General features: G+C 52.8%; 20 protein-coding genes. 3 read left to right on the forward strand and 17 right to left on the reverse strand.

Features of this window, described 5'->3' with window-relative positions; translation table 11 throughout:
- Window positions 1–223: 223 nt before the first annotated feature.
- The 16 genes from CAP31_RS08320 to flgB form a co-directional block, all read right to left on the reverse strand.
- Window positions 224–1,933, reverse strand: a complete 1,710-nt coding sequence (locus tag CAP31_RS08320) for a methyl-accepting chemotaxis protein (RefSeq protein ID WP_087447112.1) — start codon at window positions 1,931–1,933, stop codon at window positions 224–226.
- A 33-nt stretch (window positions 1,934–1,966) separates the two neighbouring features.
- Window positions 1,967–2,461: a chemotaxis protein CheW gene (locus CAP31_RS08325; RefSeq protein ID WP_087447113.1), complete on the reverse strand. Its 495-nt coding sequence runs from the start codon at window positions 2,459–2,461 to the stop codon at window positions 1,967–1,969.
- Window positions 2,462–2,486: 25 nt separating this feature from the next.
- Window positions 2,487–4,562 (reverse strand): chemotaxis protein CheA, encoded by a 2,076-nt coding sequence (gene cheA, locus CAP31_RS08330; protein ID WP_087447114.1) that lies wholly within the window; start codon window positions 4,560–4,562, stop codon window positions 2,487–2,489.
- A 145-nt stretch (window positions 4,563–4,707) separates the two neighbouring features.
- Complete coding sequence (locus CAP31_RS08335) at window positions 4,708–5,073, reverse strand: response regulator (RefSeq protein ID WP_087447115.1); 366 nt, start codon at window positions 5,071–5,073, stop codon at window positions 4,708–4,710.
- A gap of 59 nt (window positions 5,074–5,132) precedes the next feature.
- The gene (locus CAP31_RS08340) at window positions 5,133–5,666 is read right to left on the reverse strand and encodes a hypothetical protein (RefSeq protein ID WP_087447116.1); all 534 of its coding nucleotides are present in this window, start codon (window positions 5,664–5,666) and stop codon (window positions 5,133–5,135) included.
- A gap of 105 nt (window positions 5,667–5,771) precedes the next feature.
- Entirely contained in the window at window positions 5,772–6,704 is a 933-nt protein-coding gene (gene flgL, locus CAP31_RS08345; protein ID WP_087447117.1) for a flagellar hook-associated protein FlgL, read from the reverse strand.
- A 12-nt stretch (window positions 6,705–6,716) separates the two neighbouring features.
- A complete protein-coding gene (flgK, locus tag CAP31_RS08350) occupies window positions 6,717–8,651 on the reverse strand; it encodes a flagellar hook-associated protein FlgK (protein ID WP_087447118.1) in 1,935 nt (644 codons plus the stop codon).
- A 61-nt stretch (window positions 8,652–8,712) separates the two neighbouring features.
- Entirely contained in the window at window positions 8,713–9,582 is an 870-nt protein-coding gene (gene flgJ / locus CAP31_RS08355) for a flagellar assembly peptidoglycan hydrolase FlgJ (RefSeq protein ID WP_087447119.1), read from the reverse strand.
- Window positions 9,583–9,590: 8 nt separating this feature from the next.
- Window positions 9,591–10,703, reverse strand: a complete 1,113-nt coding sequence (locus CAP31_RS08360) for a flagellar basal body P-ring protein FlgI (protein WP_087447120.1) — start codon at window positions 10,701–10,703, stop codon at window positions 9,591–9,593.
- 16 nt (window positions 10,704–10,719) lie between these two features.
- Window positions 10,720–11,382: a flagellar basal body L-ring protein FlgH gene (locus tag CAP31_RS08365; RefSeq protein ID WP_087447121.1), complete on the reverse strand. Its 663-nt coding sequence runs from the start codon at window positions 11,380–11,382 to the stop codon at window positions 10,720–10,722.
- Between the two features lie 16 nt (window positions 11,383–11,398).
- Window positions 11,399–12,181 (reverse strand): flagellar basal-body rod protein FlgG, encoded by a 783-nt coding sequence (gene flgG / locus CAP31_RS08370; protein ID WP_087447122.1) that lies wholly within the window; start codon window positions 12,179–12,181, stop codon window positions 11,399–11,401.
- A 50-nt stretch (window positions 12,182–12,231) separates the two neighbouring features.
- The gene (gene flgF / locus CAP31_RS08375) at window positions 12,232–12,972 is read right to left on the reverse strand and encodes a flagellar basal-body rod protein FlgF (RefSeq protein WP_087447123.1); all 741 of its coding nucleotides are present in this window, start codon (window positions 12,970–12,972) and stop codon (window positions 12,232–12,234) included.
- Window positions 12,973–12,997: 25 nt separating this feature from the next.
- Window positions 12,998–14,230: a flagellar hook protein FlgE gene (flgE, locus tag CAP31_RS08380; protein ID WP_087447124.1), complete on the reverse strand. Its 1,233-nt coding sequence runs from the start codon at window positions 14,228–14,230 to the stop codon at window positions 12,998–13,000.
- Window positions 14,231–14,256: 26 nt separating this feature from the next.
- Window positions 14,257–14,928 carry a flagellar hook assembly protein FlgD gene (locus CAP31_RS08385; protein WP_087447125.1) on the reverse strand — a complete coding sequence of 224 codons (672 nt, stop codon included), beginning with the start codon at window positions 14,926–14,928 and terminating at the stop codon, window positions 14,257–14,259.
- A gap of 18 nt (window positions 14,929–14,946) precedes the next feature.
- Window positions 14,947–15,351 carry a flagellar basal body rod protein FlgC gene (gene flgC / locus CAP31_RS08390; protein WP_087447126.1) on the reverse strand — a complete coding sequence of 135 codons (405 nt, stop codon included), beginning with the start codon at window positions 15,349–15,351 and terminating at the stop codon, window positions 14,947–14,949.
- Between the two features lie 5 nt (window positions 15,352–15,356).
- Window positions 15,357–15,764 (reverse strand): flagellar basal body rod protein FlgB, encoded by a 408-nt coding sequence (gene flgB, locus CAP31_RS08395; protein WP_087448323.1) that lies wholly within the window; start codon window positions 15,762–15,764, stop codon window positions 15,357–15,359.
- Between the two features lie 162 nt (window positions 15,765–15,926).
- Here flgB and flgA point away from each other — a divergent pair, with 162 nt between their 5' ends.
- The 3 genes from flgA (at window position 15,927) to CAP31_RS08410 (ending at window position 17,512) form a co-directional block, all read left to right on the forward strand.
- Window positions 15,927–16,616 carry a flagellar basal body P-ring formation chaperone FlgA gene (gene flgA, locus CAP31_RS08400; protein ID WP_087447127.1) on the forward strand — a complete coding sequence of 230 codons (690 nt, stop codon included), beginning with the start codon at window positions 15,927–15,929 and terminating at the stop codon, window positions 16,614–16,616.
- A gap of 104 nt (window positions 16,617–16,720) precedes the next feature.
- Window positions 16,721–17,032: a flagellar biosynthesis anti-sigma factor FlgM gene (gene flgM / locus CAP31_RS08405; protein WP_087447128.1), complete on the forward strand. Its 312-nt coding sequence runs from the start codon at window positions 16,721–16,723 to the stop codon at window positions 17,030–17,032.
- A gap of 6 nt (window positions 17,033–17,038) precedes the next feature.
- Window positions 17,039–17,512, forward strand: a complete 474-nt coding sequence (locus tag CAP31_RS08410) for a flagella synthesis protein FlgN (RefSeq protein WP_087447129.1) — start codon at window positions 17,039–17,041, stop codon at window positions 17,510–17,512.
- 39 nt (window positions 17,513–17,551) lie between these two features.
- Here CAP31_RS08410 and rimO read toward each other — a convergent pair whose 3' ends face one another.
- Window positions 17,552–18,865, reverse strand: a complete 1,314-nt coding sequence (gene rimO, locus CAP31_RS08415; RefSeq protein WP_087447130.1) for a 30S ribosomal protein S12 methylthiotransferase RimO — start codon at window positions 18,863–18,865, stop codon at window positions 17,552–17,554.
- Window positions 18,866–18,886 lie beyond the last annotated feature (21 nt).

The raw sequence follows: 18,886 nt of genomic DNA on the forward strand, positions 1-18,886 counted from the left end.
CTACCCCCATAACAGCACCGACCACCAACAAAGCTATCACGATAATTTGCGCATTTTCCCAGCCGGAAAATGCAATCAGCGCGATCACAATCATGAATAGAAAACATAGCCCAAATGCCAATGCCAAACGTGTACTAATATTTATATTATTCATCTTATTTACCCCAAACCCGTCCAATCAGCCCCAACCCAAACAATCTTCTCCCGTGCGATTCAATCCGGGCTAAAACTCTTCCCATTCATCGTTATTCACCGTGGCCGCCAGTTTCTTGTTGGCGCTGGTTGAAGGCTTACTCGCTACCCGCTGACTTTGCTGGGCAGACAGTTTCTTTAACTTGGCACGCGCAGGCGCACTGCGTTGCGGGTGATCGACTTGGAATTTATTAACCAATTCCTCGAGATGCCCGGCCTGATCCTGCATCGACTTGGCAGCCGCAGCAGCTTCTTCCACCAGCGCGGCGTTCTGCTGGGTGGTTTCGTCCATCTGACTGATCGCACGGTTGATCTCTTCGATGCCCATGCTTTGTTCGTGGCTGGCAGCCGTGATCTCGCTCATGATGTCGGTGACGCGCTGCACGCTCGATACCACTTCATTCATCGTCGTACCGGCCTGGCCTGCCTGTTTGTTGCCAACTTCGATTTTCTCTACCGAGTCGTCAATCAGTGATTTGATTTCCTTCGCGGCCGCCGCGCTGCGCTGCGCAAGGCTGCGTACTTCGGAAGCAACTACCGCGAAGCCTCGCCCCTGTTCACCTGCGCGCGCCGCTTCCACCGCAGCATTCAATGCAAGGATATTGGTCTGGAAGGCGATACCGTCAATCACGCCGATGATATCGGCAATCTTGCGCGCCGAGTCATTGATGGCACCCATGGTGGCGACGACTTCCGACACCACGGTGCCGCCTTTGACCGCAACTTCCGATGCCGTTTCTGCCAGTTGATTAGCCTGACGTGCGTTGTCGGCGTTCTGTTTGACCGTCGAGGTCAGCTCTTCCATCGCCGAAGCGGTCTCTTCCAATGATCCAGCCTGGGCTTCCGTGCGGCTGGACAGGTCAAGGTTACCGGCTGCGATCTGGCCTGAAGCAGACGCGATGGTCTCGGTACCAAGACGCACCTCGCCAACTATGTGCGCCAGACTCGCATTCATATCCTTCAATGCATTTAGCAGCTTACCGATTTCGTCCTGATTAATGATGCTTACATCCGAACGCAAATCGCCATCTGCAACACGACGCGCCACTTCCACCGCATGCTGCAAAGGTATGGTAATACCGCGAATCAGCCACCATCCCGTTATCACTGCCATAATCACGCCAAGCAGAATGACAGCGATCAGCAGATAACTCATTTGAGCAATATTTGTATCAACCTGCGCCCGGTTTTTTTCTGCACGGCGCATCAGATATTCGGCTAAGGCTTTTGAATCTGCATCACTCTTGATAAATAACGGATTAATGACCTTAACAGTCATGGTTTCCGCTGTTTCCCACTGACCGGCCTGAACAGCAGCCATTACCTGATGAATCGTATCCACAGCCATATTATTGGAATCCGCTACCCAGCTATCAAATAGCTCCTTTTCCTTCGGGTCGGCAATCCCGGCCTTGTAATCCCCAAGCTTGTCCTGCAGTATTTTATTGCTTGCCTCGATACTCGCCACATGCTTGTCCACGGAATGATCATGCAGTGTCGAGATGCTGAATGAAGGATCATGCTGTATGGCACGCAGCAATTCGCTGCGATTGAATTCCATGCGATACTTGATCCGCAAGACATCCGCTTCTGCAGTTTTGTCCTTAATCGTCAGTGTTTTCAACAGCGCCACATTATGCTGCGCGCTATAAATCCCTAACCCGCCGACAAAAAACAACAAGAAGGTAAATAGTCCGAATGCGCCTATCAACCGGGTTTTAATACTCATCTGACTAAACATGATGTAATCCTTTTATGCTAATTATCAATCTGATCAAGCAACCATCTCGTCTATCAGACCCATTTCACTGCTGGACATCAATTTATCGATATCAACCAAAATCAGCATACGATCGTCTACGGTGCCCAAACCTATCAGATAGCTGGTATCGAGTGCGCTGGTCATCGACGGGGCAGGTTTGATCTGTTCGGGATTAAGCGTAATGACATCGGATACGCTATCTACCACCATCCCGACCACGCGACCGCCAATATTCAGAATGATGACGACCGTCAGGTTGTCGTAATTGGCCGTACCCAGTGCAAATTTAATCCGCATGTCCACTATCGGCACAATCAGCCCACGCAGATTAATGACGCCCTTGATGAAGTCAGGCGCGTTGGCGATGCGCGTAGGACTCTCATACCCCCTGATTTCCTGAACCTTCAGAATATCGATGCCATATTCTTCAGCACCCAATGTAAACGCCAGAAACTCGTGTCCTGCGGTATCTTCCGCATTACCGCTCATGTGCATATTAGTTTGCATAACTGACCTCTTGACCTAAATAGATTTATCCAAGTGAACGTATCAAAGCGGACACGTCCACGATTAACGATACGCCACCATCACCCAGAATAGTCGCACCGGATATGCCGGGCACTTTGCGGAAATTGGATTCCAGATTCTTGACTACGACTTGCTGCTGTCCAACCAGGCTGTCGACGAACATGGCCGCTTTTTTGCCGTCCATACCCAGAATTATCACGATTCCTTCCGAAGGTTCGGTATGGGATGGCTTGATTGAAAACTGTTCGTAAAGGTAAATTAACGGCAGGTATTCCTCACGCACCTTGATTAATCGTCCCTGACCAGCTACTTCCTTGAGCTCGGTCGTTGCCGGTTGCAATGATTCGATCACGTATGCAAGCGGCACGATGTATATTTCCTCACCGACCTTGACCGACATCCCGTCCAGAATGGCCAAAGTCAATGGCAATGAAATGCGCATGGTGGAGCCAAATCCGCGTGCAGAGCGAATTTCCACTGTCCCGCCCATTGCAGTAATATTTCGTTTTACCACATCCATGCCCACACCGCGGCCGGAAATATCTGTAACCGCTTCTGCAGTGGAGAACCCGGGCGCAAATATCAATTGCCAGACATCTTCATCGGGCATGTTGTCCGTCACAGGGATACCTTGCTGTCGCGCCTTGGACAAAATGCGATCGCGATTAAGCCCCGCGCCATCATCGCTGACTTCAATGACGATATTTCCCCCTTGATGGGAAGCAGCCAGCGTCAATTTACCCGCTTCAGACTTGCCGGCGGCCCGGCGTATATCCGGCAACTCAATGCCATGGTCGACGCTGTTGCGCACCAGATGGGTCAACGGATCGACAATGCGCTCGATCAGCCCTTTATCAAGCTCGGTCGCAGCGCCCTGGGTCACAAAATCTATTTTCTTGCCCAGTTTCCCGGCCAGATCGCGCACCATGCGCGGGAAACGGGAAAAGACGTAATCCATCGGCATCATGCGTATGGACATGACCGCTTCCTGAAGGTCATGGGTATTGCGGGTGAGTTGTCCAACACTATTCAATAAGCCTTCGTGCAACATCGGATCGAGATTGCCGATGCGCTGTTCAATCATCGCCTGGGTAATAACAAGCTCGCCCACCAGATTGATAAGCTGATCCACTTTTTCCACGCTTACCCGGATCGAGCTGGATTCCGCATTGTGTCCGGCCGACTTCTCACCATCCCGTTTACCTGATTTCTTATCCACCGCTTCAGCCGAGGCTGCACTTGCTTGTGCGGCTTCGGTCGCGGCGGCAGCAGCTTCCTTTGCTTCGATTTCCGTGCGCATCGGCTCGAAGAAACCGTACCCCACATCTTCGCCGGCAGATGCCGGAGTAGCCGCGGGGGGTGTTTGCTCCGGCGTGATATCGGTAATTTTCAAGGCATCGGCATCAAGCACAAAAGAACAAATCGCGACGATGTCATCAACGCTCTCCTCCGTCACCAGCACGAACACTGCGCGCTGATCATCCAGACGGGATTGCGTAATATCGCCAAGCAGGCCAAGCTCGCTTGCCAGCGCGTCTATATCGCGTTGCGGGGTCTCTGGTAACTCTATGCGAAAATGCTGTAGCGATGCAGCTGCTGCCGGGGGAACGATGGCATCCGTCTGGGCAGGTACGGCATGAGTCGATGCCGTCTTATCATTTGCAGTTTGCGGCATGCCCCCCGGCACCGCTCCTAGGGCGGACAGCGCATTCAAACGCGTGCTGATCTGTTCAACGGCCTCATGGTCCACGTCGCTGCCGTTTTTATGGCCGTCAATTAACATCTCGAGCACATCTTTTGCCGTCAGAAATGCGTCGACATGCTCGGAAGTTAAAGGTATTTCACCCTTACGGATACGGTCCAGCAAGGATTCCAGAACATGGGTCACTTCAGTAATATCATTGAATCCGAATGTCGCCGCCCCGCCCTTAATGGAATGCGCCGTACGAAAGATGGCATCCAGATCTTCCGAGTCCGGCGCTGCGATATCCACATCAAGCAATAATCTTTCTTTTTCAGCCAGTAATTCAGCGGCTTCATCAAAAAACACCTGGTAAAACTGACTCATGTCAACCGTCATTGCCAACTCCCTAAATTACGCGTTCCTGCTTTATTCCATGCGGGGTTACCGGAAAAGCATATCTTCAAAAAAGATCCGCTGTCCAGATTGAATCGGCAATCACTGCCATAAAATACAATATAAAAACAAATGCGTACCCCTGAAATCAGCCAATCACTTTTTTAACCACTTCCGTTAATTTTTGCGGATCAAACGGTTTTACCAGCCAGCCATTCGCACCGGCAGCCCGTCCCTGGGATTTCATTTCATCACTGGATTCGGTCGTTAGCATCAGAATCGGAACATGCTGATAATTTGCCATGCCGCGCAACATTTTGATGAGGGTCAAACCATCCATCCGCGGCATGTTCTGGTCGGTCAATACCAGATCAAAAGTGTGCTGTTTCGCTTTATTCAAGCCATCCTGCCCATCGACAGCTTCCGTCACTTCATAACCAGCCGCTTTTAGACTAAAGCTCACCATTTGCCGAAGGGAGCCTGAATCGTCCACTGCTAATATGGTCTTGGCCATCATATTCCTCTTTATATACTCTCTGTTCACAACCTGACGAATGCCGTCGTTCAGTACCTTTAAAACAATTCGATATCACCGCTATCCAGATGCTGCTGCGTCACTTTCTTGCGTGAAACGTCATCAAAAATCAGCCTCTGCCGTTGTAAATCCGCATTCATGGCATTTACGATTGCCAGGATATCCGCCTCGTCTGCAACCGCAGGGATTTGACGATCAGGCCTATCCATTACCGCGAACACATCGTGCAGTTCGGCTATATGCTTTGTCATTTTGGTAATAAGCTGGCTGGTCATATCCTGAAATTGCAGACCAGTAATGGCAGCATTGATATGCTGATTGATTTCCGCTTGCAGCCTTGTCAATTCCTCGCCTGACTGCCCATCCAGTAAATCCGCCGCCAAATTCTGATGCGATGACAAGCCCTGGTGTATGGACAGAAAGCTCTCGCCCAGTTTACGGATCGCTTCCTCCAGCAGGCTATTCGTTTGAGCCAGATCACGTTCTATTTCCAGCACATGCTGATTGCCGTGGATAGAAATCGCGGTCAGCAATTGCTGTAATTGCGCACCCATGGTCTGGTTATCCTGCATTGTATTCTCCTTCCAGGAAGCCTCATTAAACGCATGCAAATATTTACATGCAACGGCTACTCAGGAATATTTATTTTTATTTTTCTGAAAACAGAGAATTACCTGTTAATTAATATAATTAAATAGAGATAAATTCGATATTTTCACAAAAGACTGCTGCGCTGCTTGCAAGGTCGTCTGTTGTTGTGCCAGCTTGGTTGCGGCTTTAGCATAATCCAGATCTTGCAGACTTGACAAGCTCTGGCTGTACTGGAGATCGAGATTCGAACCGTAACTATTAAGCGAATCCAGCTCCTGCAACTTTGAACCAGCCGAAGCGCGCGCCGTCAGGACATTGTCCATCGTCGCTGAAATATTCGTATTCGCTGTTTGCAGTGCAGTGGTGATCTGGCTGGGTGTACTGGCCGGATTCTCCAGCACCGTTGCGAAAGCGTCCAGGGTTTTGAAAATATCCTGAGTGCCGGTTTGGAAAATACCCTGACCGGATTCGCTGATTCCAAGCTGACGCGTACTGCCCACCTGTAATTGGCGCTGACCCTGATCGCCAACGTATTGCGCACCGGTAACGGTGACACCACTTACCACGGTACTGGTTTTCACAAATGGCGGAGTCGCCGTGTGGTAACCACCAAATAAATAATTCCCGCTTGCATCTGTCGCATTAGCCAAAGATAGCAGACTGTCAAACCCCTGGCGGAACTGAGCGGCGATGGAAGCGAGTTGAGTGCTGGTCATGTTCGGGTTGCCGGCAGTAACAGTCAGTGTCCTCAAGCTCTGGAGCAGATCCGTAGCGCTTGATAAAGCCCCATCCACGGCACTTAACGAAGTCGTCGCTGTCTGGCGGTTCGTTGAAAACTGCGTGTTTACCGATTGCGATTGCGTAAGGTCCAGCACTTGTGCCATCGCATTAGGGTCATCGGCGGGCGTCAGCATCCGTTTACCTGTAGCCAGCTGTTGTTGCGTCGTTACCAGCGCACTTTGCAAGTCACTGATTTTGGCCGAACCCTGTTCATAAAGAGTACTGGTACTGATCCGCATGATTACCCCCCGTTACTGACCTAAAGACAGCAACACGCTAAATAACTGACTGGCCACTTGCATCACTTTACCTGCAGCCTGATAAGCCTGCTGATAACGCAACAGATTGGTAGCCTCTTCATCAAGATTCACGCCGGACGTAGACTGCTGTGCCGCCACAAGATTCGACAATGTCTGACCCTCGGCGGTACTCGTCACATTGATCTCATTCGTCTTACTGCCGATGGTGGCAACCATCTGGGAAAAAGCCCCTTGATAACTGGCTGTCCCATTCGCCAGCGTATTGGCAGTTTGCAGTGCACCCAACAGCAACGCATTACGATTATCGCCCACGCCGCCCGTATTCGGACCGACCGTAAACGTATCGGCATTCGCAGGCGTGCCGCTCAAAGTGAAACTGATGCCCCCGAAGCTGATGGTTGCTCCCGGCGTGTAAGTGACAGGCGCGCCTGCTGCAAAGGTAGTCGTGGTGCCATTGCTGGTCACCGTCACCGGCTGGGATGCCGGAAAGCCGGTCAACTGATTGGTTCCCGATGCATAAGTCAGCGTGACTGGCGCCGTTAATGGCGAAGCCAGATAGGCGCTGTCTACGCTCCCGGCACTGATTACCCCAGTACCTGTGTTACTGATGGTCGCCGATGTCACGATAGGGGCCGCGGCGGCAATCAGGCTTGGATCGCTAATATTCACGCCGAAAACGGTTGCGCCGGTCGCCGTAGGCTTGATCAGAAAATTGTCACCTGCCGCGGGCGTTCCCGTTAAATTGAACGAAACTCCGTCTATCGTTTGCGGAAAGCTGGCAAAGGTCGTAGCTTTGCCATCGGAAACACGTGTAACCGTGTAATTGGCGCCATCATATTGAAGGCGGTAATCGCTAACGGTCAAGGCATTGACGTCGCTAATGCTCGCCGTTGCCACACCGGATCCGAGATTACCGGTATTTGCGGTCACGGAAGGTGTACCGACGGTAAAGAAATCTCCCCCGAGATTGCCGTTCTGATCCTGCCCCAGACGATGCTGGGCATTGAAAGTCGTGGCCAGGCCAATCGCCACTCGTCCCAATGCATTCTTTGCAGGGTCCAGTGTCTGATTGCGGAAATCCAGCAAGCCGCCCAACTGACCGCCAGTGAGTGCACTGCCGTCCAGAAGCACTGTTTTACCTGGCGTATTGTAAGCAGGTACAACCCGGCTTGAGTCGGTAGGCGATACTGCGGTAGTCAGGCTGTAGGCCTGAGAGCCGACTACCAACGATTGCCCATTACCGATAAAGATGTTGTACTTGCCATCATCCTGTGGCACAACGCTGGTTTTAATCTGCTTGCTCAGATCCAGTACCAGTTGATCGCGCTGATCCAGCAAATCGTTCGGCGGCTGTCCGGAACCTTGCGCCAGTGCGATATTGGAATTCAGCTGGGCAATCTGGGTCGCTAGCGAATTGATTGTAGCAACGCTGCTGGTAACCTGGGCGTTAACGCTTTGGTTCATCTGATCAAGCTGGCTCCCCATATTCTGAAAAGTCGAGGCCAATGCATTAGCTGATGACAAAGTCGTCTGGCGCGCTGCGCCCGAGGAAGGATCTGAAGCCAGGTTCTGAATACCGCTGAAAAAACCCTGCAAGGTCGGCGACAAGCCCGACGTTGAATCTGCAAACATATTGTTGACTTGGGTAATCTGGGCGTAATAGCTATCCAGTCCGCTCTTCGCACTTTGCGTACTACGGACTTGCGCTGCCTGAAAATCGGAATAGATGCGCTGTATCGTCGTGACATCTACACCCTGGCCAACAAACCCGTAACCAAAGTTCTGCGCGAGGGCAGCTCCCTGCACGACCACTTGCCGGCTATAACCCGGCGTCGATGCATTAGCGATATTATGGCCTGTCGTGCTGATGCCCACCTGGGCTGCAGCAAGCGCGCTTTGTCCGATGCTAAGAATATTAGTGGCCATGATATTTTTACTCTAATACGTTACTCAGGTTAGCGGCAGATACGGGGGAAACTTTAACGAATCAGGCTGATAACGATTGATTAATAATTTTGGTCAGCTTATCTGCGTAGTGTGGATCGGTCGCGTAACCGGCTTGTTGCAAACCCTGGGCGAAGCCTGCCACATCATGCGCATTGGCAATCACGTTCTGATAGCGCGGATTACTGCGCAAAAGGTGGGCGTAGTCGCGGAAGGAATCTGCGTAACTGTCATAAGCCCGGAATTTCTCCACTCGCCTGTGTGCGACGCCGTTCACATACTCTGTCGTAACGGCATCGACGGTCTTGCCATTCCAGGATGATCCGGCCTTGATACCAAACAGATTATGGCTGGTCGAGCCATCCGCCGTTAGGATTTCCTTGCGACCCCAGCCGCTTTCCAGAGCAGCCTGTCCAAGCATGAATTTGGCCGGGATACCGGTCGTGCGGCTGGCTTCTTCGGCATGAGTCCGCAATTTATTCTGGAATGACCGTGCAAGCGCAGATTGCAGATGACCCGATTGAGCAGCGCTGTCAGACGCACCGGACTGAGCGGCGGCATGATTGTCAATCCCCGCCTTGGCAGATGCGGCGGCAGCCAAGGGAGCGCCGGCAAATGCGGATAATTGCCGTGTCAGCACATCTGCCAGACCGATGCCGCGGCTGGCCATGCTCTGACTCAATTGCTGATCCAGCATGGAGGTATACAAACGACTCTGTTCGTTATCGAACATGCCGTCCTGCGACGTGGCTTCACGCATGCTTTTCAGCATCATGTTCATGAACACCGCTTCAAACTGCTTGGCAACCGTCTTGATTGCTTCAGGAGAATTATCCTTGGCGGACCGGCGCAGCTCGGCCAGGCCCTGAGTATCGACTGCCAGACTGCTGGTAATGTCAGTTGAGCTGATCATGGCCGGCCTCAGATGATTTCCAGCTCGGCCCGCAAGGCGCCGGCCGATTTCATCGCCTGCAGAATTGCCAGCAGATCTTGCGGTGTCGCACCGATTGCGTTAAGCGCTTTCACCACGTCCGACAATGAAGCACCGCCTTTTACCATCATCATTTCGCCGGGTTCGCTTTTGATCTCGATCTGCGAACTCTGGGTGACGGTCGTCTTGCCTCTGGAGAAAGGAGCCGGCTGGCTGACTGACGGCTCGGACTTGATCACCACCGACAGATTGCCGTGCGAAACGGCACAAGGATCCAGTGTCACGGACTGATTCATCACCACCGAGCCGGTGCGCGCGTTCATGATTACCTTGGCGATGGTTTGTGCAGGATTAACGTTAATGCTTTCCAGATTGCCCAAAAACGCGACCCGTTCGTTACTGCCGACCGGTGTGCGCACCTGAATGACACGTCCGTCGAGTGCGGCAGCAGTATCCTTGCCAAAGCGCTGATTGATCGCGTCGACCACCCTGCTCGCAGTGGAGAAATCGGTATCATTGAGCTCCAGGTGAATCACATTGTCCTGCCCCAGCGCGCTGGCAACCGCACGTTCCACGGTCGCACCGGAAGAAATCCGCCCCACGCTGAGATGGTTGATTTGCGCTTTCGCGCCATTCACCGCAGCACCTGCGCCACTCACCACCACATTGCCCTGCGCCATTGCGTAGATCTGGCCATCCGCACCTTTTAACGGCGTCATCAATAGCGTACCGCCGCGGATACTCTTGGCATTACCCATGGACGACACGGTGACATCCAGCAACTGGCCAGGCTGGGCAAATGCCGGCAATGACGAGGTGACCATGACCGCAGCCACATTCTTCAGCTGTAACGTAGTGCCGGGCGGCAGGTTCACCCCCATGCCCTTCAGCATGCTTGCCACACTTTGTACCGTAAAAGGCGTCTGCGTCGTCTGGTCGCCGCTGCCATCAAGGCCGACCACCAGACCGTAGCCGATCAGCTGGTTCTGGCGCACGCCCTGTATGCTTGCCAGATCCTTAAGCCGGTCGGCATGCGCGACGCCTGACAGCGGCATCGCCAGCAAGGCAAAAATCAGTGATAACGATAATTTCCATGAAATCATGATGTGCTCACTATCGTTAGAAAGGTAATACATTCATAAAAAACCGTGCCATCCATGCCATGGCCGCCGCTTTATCGATACGGCTATTGGTGCGATATTCGATCCGCGCATCGGCAACCTGGGTCGAAGAAACCACATTCCCTGACTGGATCGTATCTGGATTGACCACGCCGGAGAAACGGATGTACTCCACGCCTTTATCCAGCGCCACCTGTTTTTCCCCGCTGACGACCAGATTGCCGTTGGACAGCACATCGACCACCGTAACCGTCAACGTACTGGTGAAGTTATTGGTCGCCGAAAGCACATCGCTATCCGCATTCTTGCCGGAAGAGCTTGCGGCTACCGACATGCCCTGCAAGGTCTTGAACGGCAGGCCGAAGATGGTCGGAATGCTCGAATTGATACTGCCGGTCTTGCTGCCTGAACTCGATGCCGCCTTGCCCGCGCTGGTTTTCTCGCTGATCGCGATCGTGATCACATCCCCGATCAGGCGGGCACGTCTGTCTTCGAACAACGGCCGGTAGGCGTTCGCCTGATAGATTGCACCGTTATTCGGCTGGACAGTGGAAACCGGCTGCGGTTTTGCCGTCATCGGCTGCTGCACGATACTCTCGGGCACGACTGCACAACCTGCCAATAGCGCCGACATACCCAATAATATCGCGTTGATTTTCATAACGGGCTCAAACCATTTACATCTGCGTCAGCTTTTGCAACATCTGGTCGGATGTCGTTATCGCCTTGCTGTTAATCTCATAGGCGCGTTGCGTCTGTATCATGTTGACCAGCTCGACCGCCACATTCACATTGGAAGCTTCGACATAACCCTGATTGACCGAACCCGCGCCATTCGTACCCGGTGTATTCGTATTCGGGCTACCCGATGCCGCGGTCTCGATATACAGATTCTCGCCGCGGCTTTCCAGACCGGCCGGGTTGATAAACGTAGCCAGTTGCAGCGATCCCACCTGAACCGGCGCAGTAACTCCGGGCTGGGTCACGGAAACGGTACCGTCTTTCGCGATCGTGAGACTCACTGCATTGGCCGGGATCGTAATAGCCGGTTGCACCGTATATCCGCTGGAAGTCACCAGCTGGCCCTGATTATCCACCTGGAACGATCCATCACGCGTATACGCGGTGGTGCCATCGGGCAGCAGCACCTGAAAGAAGCCCGCGCCCTGGATCGCGACATCCTTGTCGTTACCGGTCTGCTGCAGGTTGCCTTGAGTGAAGAGGCGCTCGGTCGCCACAGGACGCACGCCGGTACCGATTTGCAGGCCGGACGGCAGCTGGGTCTGCTGGGAGGATTGCGCACCCGGCTGACGCATGGTCTGGTACAGCAAATCTTCAAATACTGCGCGCGAGCTTTTGAATCCGTTAGTGCTGACGTTGGCCAGGTTATTGGAAATAACATCCATCTGCGTTTGCTGGGCGTCAAGTCCGGTTCTGGCTATCCATAATGAACGTATCATATTGTTCTCCGCGAAAATTTGCTTATGGTGGAATTATGCGCTTGTCAGTTTCAAGTCAAAGTCAGGATCTGACTGGCTTTATTGGCGTTATTCTCGGCGTTCGTCAATAACTTCATCTGCATTTCAAACTGGCGGCCGAGGCTGATCATATCGACCATCGCCGAGACCACGCTGACATTGCTCCCCTCTACCGCGCCTTCCACCAGGGTCACCGCCGCATCGGCATCCGCCGGCTTGCCGTCCCTGGTACGAAAGAATCCGTCGTCCCCGCGGGTCAGCGCCGTTTCCGGCGGATTGACCAGTTTGATGCGGCCCAATACATTGACCGAAGTCGCAACGCCGGTCCGGGGGATGGTCGATACCGTTCCGTCCTTTGCGATCGTCACGTTTTCATCCGGGGGAATGGTGATAGGGCCGGTCTCGCCCAGGACGTTCAGACCATTCTGGGTTTGCAACAGGCCATTCTCATTGATCTTCAAGCCGCCGTTACGGGTATAGCCTTCGGTTCCATTCCCCATATCCACCGCAATCCAGCCGTTACCCTGCACGGCGACATCCAGCGGATTGCCGGTTTGCTGGATCGGACCGGGAGTAAAGTCCGTACCCACAGTCGAATCGACAACGAATGTGCGCGTCGGTAGCCCGTCGCTTATTACCGGTACAGCACGAAATGAATCCAACTGGGCGCGAAATCCTGTCGTCGTCGCATTGGCCAAGTTGTGCGAGACATTGCTTTGCTGTTCCAGCACATGCTTCGCACCCGTCATTGCTGTGTAAATCAGACGATCCATGGTACGCTCCCCGCCCGGCTATTTATTAACGCAAGTTAACCAATGTCTGCATCACTTGGTCCTGGGTTTTAATGGTTTGCGCATTCGCCTGATAATTGCGCTGCGCGGTAATCATGTTCACCAGCTCGGCAGTCAGATCCACATTGGAATCCTCCGTCGCCGACGACTGCAGCGAGCCCAGCGGCCCTGATCCGGGCGCACCAACCAGGGCGGCACCCGAAGCGGCTGTTTCGGCCCACGCATTATCGCCCAACGGCTGCAATCCGTTCGGGTCTGTAAAGCTGGCCAACACGACCTGACCGAGCGTGGCCGATTGGCCATTGGTATAGCGCCCGACTATCGTGCCATCGGGCCCGGTGCTGAAACCGCTCAACTTGCCCGACGTATAACCATCCTGCTTCAGCGAATTGACGCTGAAGGCCGAACCAAACTGGGTCGTGCCGGTATAATCGACATTGACCGTAAATGGCGTTCCGGCACCTGTCGTCACCGGCACCGCGATGGGGACAGGCGAACCACCGGTCAATGTGCCCGAGCTATTGAAAGTCAGGGTGCCGACCGGCACGGCTGCGGCTGGCGGAGTATAGCCAATCGCCACACCGTCATCTGCGGCGTAGACATCCCAGGTATTGGCTGCGGTTTTCACATAGAATGTTTGCAAGGTATGTGAATTACCCAGGCTATCGTATATCGACACCGAGGTTGCGTTGTTGTAAGTGGTTGGGTTGGTCATATCGAATGCCCCTCCCGTAGGAACGGCACTACTCGAATCCAGATTGAGCACCGCATTGACGGTAGAGGTTACTTGCGGCGGAATATCGGCGGCGTTGATATTGATCTCCGCAGGCGCACCAGTCGACAGCACACCGCTGGAATTCGCCGTATAACCGGTTAATCGTGCGCCAGTAGCGTTGATGATATAACCCGACTTATCAAGCTGGAACTGTCCGTTACGCGAATAGCTGACCGTACCGTTATTACTTAGACGAAAAAAACCGTTACCGTTGATCGCGATATCCAGCGGATTATTGGAAGACGTGATATTCCCCTGGGTAAACTGCTGCGCTACCTGGGAGACTTTCGTACCGATACCTACCTGAGAAGATCCTGAGCCATTCAAGGAACTGGCATAGACGTCAGCGAATTGGGCTTGCGATTGCTTGAAGCCAACCGTGCCCGAGTTGGCAACGTTATTGCCGATCACATCCAGATTCTTGGAAGCTGCATTCAAGCCACTCAACCCTTGTTGGAAACTCATTTTATTCTCCTCGTCTTTCCGGTTATTTAAAGAATCTGAAGCACATCAGCCATATTGACGGTACCCAGACCGGATACATTCAATGTCACCCCTTGGCTGCCATTCGCCACACTTGCTACTTGCCCATAAGACAAACTCTGAGCCGACACGGCCTGACCGGCCGAAGTGGCATTCACCTTGAACGTATACGCGCCATCTGCCGCGGCCACACCGCTATCAGTGGTGCCGTCCCACTGGACGGGAATCAGGCCTGCCTGCTGCGCGCCCAGATCGTAGGTTCGCACCGGCAGCCCGTTTGCGTCCATCACCGTGACATTCACACTGTCGGCAGCGCCTGCCAAATCCACGCCAAACAACGCACTGCCATTGCTCAAAGTCGTTTCCGAGCCATTCACCATGACGCCGTGCCCTATCATGCTGGCAGCCTGGAATGTTTGATTCGACTGGTAATTGGTCATCATCGACGTCAACGTAGCATTCATTTTCTCAATGCCCGACACCGTGGAGAGCTGCGCCAGCTGGCTGGTTATCTGCGCATTATCCATAGGATTAAGCGGGTCCTGATTCTGCATTTGCGTGACCAGCAGTTTCATAAACTGATCCTGCGCCGCTGCAGTCGAACTCTGGGTCGAAATCGAACCCGGATTCATCGTCGATAACAGACTGGATGAAACGGTATTAGCCTGAACTGTGCTCATGATGGCTCCTTAAATTAATTACTGACCGATAGTCAGCGTTTTCTGCAACATGGATTTGGCCGCGTTCATCGTGTCCACGTTGGTTTGATATGAACGCGAAGCAGAGATCATATTGACCATTTCTTCCACCACATTGACATTCGGCATCGCAACATAACCCTTCGCGTCGGCCAGCGGATTTTTGGGATCGTACATCATGCGGGGCGAGGATTTGTCCTCAACCACCTGATCGACTTTTACCCCGGTCGCCTCTACTCCATTCACCGGCACTGCGGAAAAAACCACTTGCTTGGCTTTATAGACCTGTCCAGTGGAGCTGGTTGCGCTGTCCGCATTGGCAAGATTGCTTGCCACCACATTCAAGCGCTGCGCCTGGGCACTCATCGCCGAGCCGGCCACATTAAATATGCTGAATAATGACATGATGATTACCCCTGTATGGCTGCCAGCATGGCTTTGATTCGATCAGTGACCATCGTCAGACTGGCCTCATAACGCAGCGCGTTGTCAGTAAATTGATTGCGCTCGGTGTCCATATCCACGGTATTCCCGTCCACACTGCCCTGCTTCACAGTACGATACTGCAAGGACGCGCCACCAAAATCAGCCTCATTAACACCAGGCAGATGCGCGGCTGCAGTTTTGGACAACTCAGTGGGCGAATTGGCATTTCGCGACAGCACGCCCTGCAATGCCTGATTAAAATCGAAATCGCGCGCTTTGTAATTAGGTGTATCGGCATTCGCAATATTGGAAGCCAATAACTGCTGGCGCTGTTCACGCAACCGTAACGCGGCTTCATGAAACTGCATATTATTGTCAAACTGTCCTATCATTGCAGCCTCCATCAACGTAATAACACTACGATACAGTTCCTATCTTAATCGCCTTACTCAATATCAAACTGTCGAATAAGAGAACAATCCCCGGCTTATTCTTAGCTTTAAGAAAAACCGGGTGATTTAATATGCAATCAGAATATCGGATACGGTTGCCTCATGAAAACACTGCTTACCATCTTATGCTTGCTGCCAATGCTTGGTTTTGCTCAAACATCTGCGCCGCGTCAGGATCCGGCTCGAATTCTGCATAGCGTCGAACAATTCCTGCGGACGCAGACTACCGGATTGCCGGGCCAGGTAAAAATCAGCGTTGGCAATCTTGATAGCCGTCTAAATCTGGCTGACTGCGACGCGCTGGAACCGTTCATCCCCACCGGCAGCCGTATCTGGGGCAAAACCACGGTAGGCGTACGTTGCAACGCACCGGCCAACTGGACTATCTATGTGCAGGCGGACATTCGGGTAATCGGACAATACGTCATGAGTGCAGCGCCGCTGGCGCAAGGACAACTGGTGAGCGCCAATCAGCTGAGTTTTGCTTCCGGCGACCTGACCAAATTGCCAAACGGCATCATTACCGACGCAAATCAGGCCATTGGAAAAACGGTTGCCATGTCCATCCCGGCTGGCACACCGTTACGTATGGATGCATTGCGCGTGCAATTAGCCATTCAGCAAGGCCAAAGCGTCAGGCTGATATCCGGCGGCAACGGCTTTGAAGTCTCTGCCGAAGGACGCGCCCTTACTTCTGCCAATGCAGGACAATCAGTACAGATCAGGATTGCCAATGGCCAAGTTATCAGCGGTATCGCCCAGGCAGATGGTATAGTTGAAGTGGGTTACTGAAGTTGATAATTTTTTTTGCAGATTATGTTAAAGTTTGCAAAGATATTGCCGACAATTCAGTTGTAGCTCGGATTACCCGAGCGCTCACTAAAGAGATAAACATCATGAAAGTCAATGACTCTGTTAAAAACATCGCGGGCGTAACCGTAGGGTCGACCACCGCTGGCAAGGCAAAAACGACTGACAAAGCTGCCGGGGCACAACCAAGCAGCAGCGGTGCAACCGTTACCTTGTCGCCTTTGTCTTCCCAGCTTCAGGCGTTGCAAACGCAAATATCGGGCAGCAGCGCATTTGATGCGAAAAAAGTGGACGCGATCAAGCTGGCTATCGCCGACGGGCAGTTCCAGGTCAACTCTGAAAAGATCGCCAACGAACTGATTTCGTCAGTCAAGGATTTATTACAAGGCAGGAAATAGTCGACCATGAGCACTTTTGGCACAAGATTACTGGAGAATCTGGATGAAGAGAATCAGGCCATTCATAATCTGGTGAAACTGATTCAGGACGAACAAGCTCTGCTGATCGATGCCAATATTGAAGAAATCAAACAAATAGTAGAGCAAAAGGCTCAGCACGTCGCCAAGTTGGCAGAACTATCGAACAAGCGCCATTTAATTCTAGCCATGGCTGGACATCAACCGGATGAAACCGGCATGCAAACCTGGATACAGCAGAATTCCGCGCACGCCGTCAATGACGCCTGGCAAGCTCTGCTAGGCCAGGTAAAAGCGGCCAAAGAACTCAACCATACCAATGGATTGCTGATCAATACCCATTTAAGCCGCAATCAGAATACGCTTAATGTACTACGCGGGTCAACGAAGACCGGGAACTTCTACGGCCCTGACGGCAAAACCAGTAGCGTAACCAAATCCCGCAGTATCGTCGCAGGATAGCATTTGCCTCCCGCGATTTTCAGCATATTCGTGCCGAAATCAGACAGCCTCACCCCATAAATCATGTTCGCCGCTATCGATAATTTTAACGGTAGCGAATTCGCCGGGTACCAGACCGGCAGCCTCTTCGATAATGACAACACCGTCTATTTCCGGCGCATCGGCATAGCTGCGGCCTATGGCGCCTTCTTCGCTAATTTCGTCAATCAGCACCGTGAGCGTCTGGCCGATACGCGCCGCAAGACGATCCGCGCTGATATCCGCTTGCCGCTCCATTAAGCGGGCACGACGCTCTTCCTTGATTTCCTCCGGGACCTGATCAGGCAAGGCATTGGCCGACGCGCCCTCGACTGCAGAATAGGTAAAGCAGCCCACGCGATCCAGCTCGGCCGCATCGATAAAATCCATAAGCTGTTCGAAATCCGCTTCGGTCTCACCCGGGAAACCGGTAATAAAGGTACTGCGTATCACCAGCTCGGGACAAATCTCGCGCCATGCGCGTATGCGCGCCAGGGTGTTTTCGGCTGCAGCCGGACGCTTCATGGCCTTGAGGATGCGGGGGCTGGCATGCTGAAACGGAATGTCCAGATAAGGCAATATCTTGCCTTCCGCCATCATTGGAACCACCTCATCGACATGCGGGTAAGGATAAACATAATGCAATCGCACCCAGACATCCAGTTCGGATAATGCCGCTGCCAATTCGGTCATGCGTGTCTTCAAGGGGCGACCCTGCCAGAATCCGGTACGGTATTTGATATCGACACCGTAAGCGCTGGTATCCTGCGAAATCACCAGCAGCTCTTTGACGCCGGCCTCTGCCAGACGCTCGGCTTCCTGCATCACCTCGCCTACAGGGCGGCTTGCCAGATCGCCGCGCATGGAAGGGATAATACAAAAACTGCAACGATGATTGCAGCCTTCGGATATTTTGAGATAGGCATAATGATCAGGCGTTAAACGTATACCCTGCGGCGGCACCAGATCGAGATAAGGGTCATGCGGTTTCGGCAAATGCGCATGCACTGCTGCCATTACTTCAGCGGTCGCATGCGGCCCGGTCACCGCCAGCACGCTTGGATGCGCCTGCTGTACCACATTCGACTTTGCGCCCAGACAGCCGGTAACGATCACTTTGCCGTTCTCGGCCAGCGCCTCACCAATCGCATCAAGCGATTCTTCAACCGCCGCATCGATAAAACCGCAGGTATTGACCACCACCAGATCCGCATCCTGATAGTTCGGCGCAATTAAATAGCCTTCTGCCCGCAATTCAGTCAAAATACGTTCGGAGTCTGAAGTTGCCTTTGGACAACCCAATGAAACAAAGCCTACTTTTGGAATCATATTCATCTAAACAATCTTTCTTTGGCA

Origin of the sequence: Sulfuriferula sp. AH1 (genome assembly GCF_002162035.1) — a bacterium.
Classification (GTDB): domain Bacteria; phylum Pseudomonadota; class Gammaproteobacteria; order Burkholderiales; family Sulfuriferulaceae; genus Sulfuriferula.